The sequence below is a fragment of the Psychroserpens burtonensis DSM 12212 genome, assembly GCF_000425305.1.
In the GTDB taxonomy this organism is placed as follows: Bacteria; Bacteroidota; Bacteroidia; order Flavobacteriales; family Flavobacteriaceae; genus Psychroserpens; species Psychroserpens burtonensis.
The window spans coordinates 1-3148 of the sequence record NZ_AUDE01000053.1 but is presented as its reverse complement, the minus strand read 5'-3'; the positions used below and the strand labels follow the sequence as shown (position 1 = coordinate 3148).

3 protein-coding genes are annotated in these 3148 nt (G+C 26.9%); all 3 read left to right on the top strand.

All coding sequences use genetic code 11. The annotated features are described in order from the left end of the window. The first annotated feature begins 223 nt into the window (after nt 1-223). The 3 genes from H593_RS0115255 to H593_RS0115245 are packed head-to-tail and all read left to right on the top strand — an operon-like array spanning nt 224 to nt 2915. On the top strand, nt 224-1132 hold the full coding sequence (locus H593_RS0115255; RefSeq protein WP_028873220.1) for a CPBP family intramembrane glutamic endopeptidase: 909 nt from the start codon (nt 224-226) through the stop codon (nt 1130-1132). Nucleotides 1133-1143: 11 nt separating this feature from the next. Next, nucleotides 1144-2160, top strand: coding sequence for a sensor histidine kinase (locus H593_RS19475; protein WP_084142351.1), 1017 nt, complete (start codon nt 1144-1146; stop codon nt 2158-2160). Then, a complete protein-coding gene (locus H593_RS0115245; RefSeq protein ID WP_037052640.1) occupies nt 2157-2915 on the top strand; it encodes a LytR/AlgR family response regulator transcription factor in 759 nt (252 codons plus the stop codon). Before H593_RS19475 ends, H593_RS0115245 begins: the two co-directional genes overlap by 4 nt. Nucleotides 2916-3148: the final 233 nt, after the last annotated feature.

Below are 3148 nucleotides of genomic sequence, written 5' to 3'. Positions count from 1 at the left end.
TTATCTTTAGATTATAAAACACCAAATATGGTATATAAATTATCAGCTTAATTCAATTTTAACCTGTAGCCATATTTCAGGACAAGACATTACCAGTGATCAAAAAACTACAACTTTTTAACTTTAATTATTACTGCTTTAAGCAAAATAATTACTGCTTAACTTTTTTTTCGCCTTTTCTTCATTCAAAATTTCATAGAATTGTCTTCTAAAACAAAAGATAATGATAGAAAAAATTAGAAAACTATATAAAGAAAAATTATGGGTAAAAATGATAACAGTTACGCTAGTTGTTATAATATCTGTAGCTGTTATGTTACCGGTTGTTAAAATCGCAGAATTATTTGGCATTAATATTAGGGAGAATGCAAGCATAAATTTTAAAGTTACATTCAGTTATATCTTCTTTTTCTTCTTGCTTGGAGTTTGTACTATCACCACCATATGGTTAGCACAAAAATATATCCACAAAAAATCACTTTCAGAACTAGGGTTAAGCCGTAAAATATGGTTACCAGCATTAATAGGATTTATTATTGGAACTATTATATTCTCTTTAAAATATTTTATTCTATACTTAAATGGAGCGAGTATAACATTTACCAAGATTATTTCAGAAGACGTAACATTGATCACTTATTTAGGTTATTATTTATATTTCTTCTTTGGTTTTATATTTTGGAATTCATTCATTGAGGAAATAGGAATGCGAGCATACCCAATTCAAAAGCTCAAAAACCATATCAACCCACATATTATTTTTACAATAATGGGACTAATATTTACGATAGGTCATTTTTTTCTAAACGACTTTAGTCTAGTTTATTTTTTAAGTCTATTTATATATTCATACATTTTTTCATTAGTATACTATTACTCAAATTCTATTTGGTTTGTTGTTGGAATACATAGCGGTTCGAATTGGGTAGCATTTTCATTTTTCGGAAAGAGTAATTGGAAATTAGGAGGTCTTTATAATACTAAAATAATTAGTGACCCAAGCTGGATAAATGATTGTATATATCTTATTATTTTATTTGTCATTTTACTATTAATTGCATTTCTAAACAAGAAAGGAGTTTTTAGAAAATATTTCCCTAAAACAAATGAAATTCCAAATACAATTATGTAAATTTCCATAATATGAAAAATAATGTGTTTAGAATATATCCTTTACTATTTATACCATTAATAGGATTAATCTATTATACTACATTTTTTATGATGAGTAAAACTGTAGATTCGAGTTATGGTTTTGATTGGTTTGTTGTAGGCATAATTACAATTCAATTTGGAGTTATTTGGCTACTTGCTCAATTATCTCTTAACGCATTGACAAAAAGAGGGTGGCAAATGAATCTCAAGTTGTTCATTCTTGGAGTTCTTGCCATTGTCCTCATAAACAATTGCCTTTACTTTATACTCAGAACTGTTTATATATCATTTTATCACCCTGAGTTTCCTACATTCAATCTCTTTATGCTTTCACTCAGCACACTTGAAGGTTTTTTAAAAGGAATTATATTACTTAGTATGTTATTCAGTTTTAACTTTTTCAAACGCTGGAAAATTGAGTATAAAGAAAATGAACGTTTAAAGAGAAACGAGCTAGAGCTTCAAAATAGAGCGTTAAAAAGTCAATTAAATCCTCATTTTTTGTTTAATAACTTAAATACCTTATCTGGGTTAATACAGCAAGATCAATCCATCGCAAATGACTTTCTTAAGGAAATGTCTGATATGTATCGTTACATCTTAAAAACCACCGATAAAGAAGTTGTTTCCTTAAAAGAGGAGGTTCAGTTTGCTGAAAATTATAGTTACTTACTGAAAAAACGATTTGGTAAAAATTTTAATTATTCTATCGATGTAAATGATTTAGACTATATGCTTCCTCCTATATCTTTGCATTTATTACTAGAAAACATTGTAAAACATAACAGAATTGATGATAAGCATCCAATGCACTTCACTATTAAGCAAAATGAGGATTACTTATCTGTTGAAAATAAAATAAACTTAAAAAACAATGTAGATTCTACAAAAAAAGGATTGTATATTTTAGCAGAGCAATATAAATTTCTAACGAATAAAAATGTTATTATTAAAAATGAAGACAATCTGTTTTTCGTTAAATTACCTTTATTAAAAATTAAATGATAAATGTTTTAATTATTGAAGATGAAGAGAGTGCTTTTGAAAACTTGAAACGCATTTTATTCGAAATTAATCAATCAACCAACATTGTCAGTTGGTTGCAAAGTGTTGAACAATCTATTGATTGGTTTAAATCTAATGCATTACCAGACATCATTTTTTTGGACATTCACTTAAGTGATGACCTTAGTTTTAAAATTTTTGAAACTGTAGATGTAACCTGTCCAATTGTATTTACAACAGCTTATGATGAATTTGCAATAAAGGCTTTTGAATTAAATAGTATTGACTATTTACTAAAACCCATCACACAAAAAACCGTAGAAAAGGCATTAAACAAATATCATTCTAATGTTTTACCTAATGCAACACCTTTTGATAAATTGATTGAAGATTTAAAATCAATATCCAATAATAAGAATTATAAAGAGCGTTTTTTAGTTAATAAGGGTGACGAATTAAAAATAATTCTAACTTCAGAAATTGCATATTTTTATAAAAAAGACTTTACATATATTGTGTTAAATAATGGTGACAGGTATCCTATAAAATTCACATTAGAAGAACTTACGGGATTATTAAATTCAACTTATTTTTATCGAATTAATCGTCAAGTAATTACCAATGTAAAAGCAATATCAAAAATCTCACTTTGGTTTAAAGGAAAATTAAAATTACATCTTATTCCTGAATATGAAGAAACTATATTTGTTAGCAGAGAAAAATCTACAGACTTTAAAAATTGGATGGATAAATAAAAACTATTGGTAACAATCTGTATAGTTAATGGCTACATTTTGCTAAATTTGAAGTTCAGTTATTTTAACAAAGTTCTGTGTTAAACTGAAAGTTCAGTAATTTAAATACGCCACTAACCATACAGGAACCGTTGTGCATCATTATGACCCGTCCTGAAATAAGGCTACATAATTTTAAACATTATGTATAGAAATGACAAAGTAATTAGACGTTACAGCGAACCTTTTAAATT

Bases quoted from the DNA above. Each gene is read 5' to 3' on its own strand.
- H593_RS19475 (WP_084142351.1), top strand. From the start codon at position 1,144: ATGAAAAATAATGTGTTTAGAATATATCCTTTACTATTTATACCATTA.
- H593_RS0115245 (WP_037052640.1), top strand. From the start codon at position 2,157: ATGATAAATGTTTTAATTATTGAAGATGAAGAGAGTGCTTTTGAAAAC.
- H593_RS0115255 (WP_028873220.1), top strand. From the start codon at position 224: ATGATAGAAAAAATTAGAAAACTATATAAAGAAAAATTATGGGTAAAA.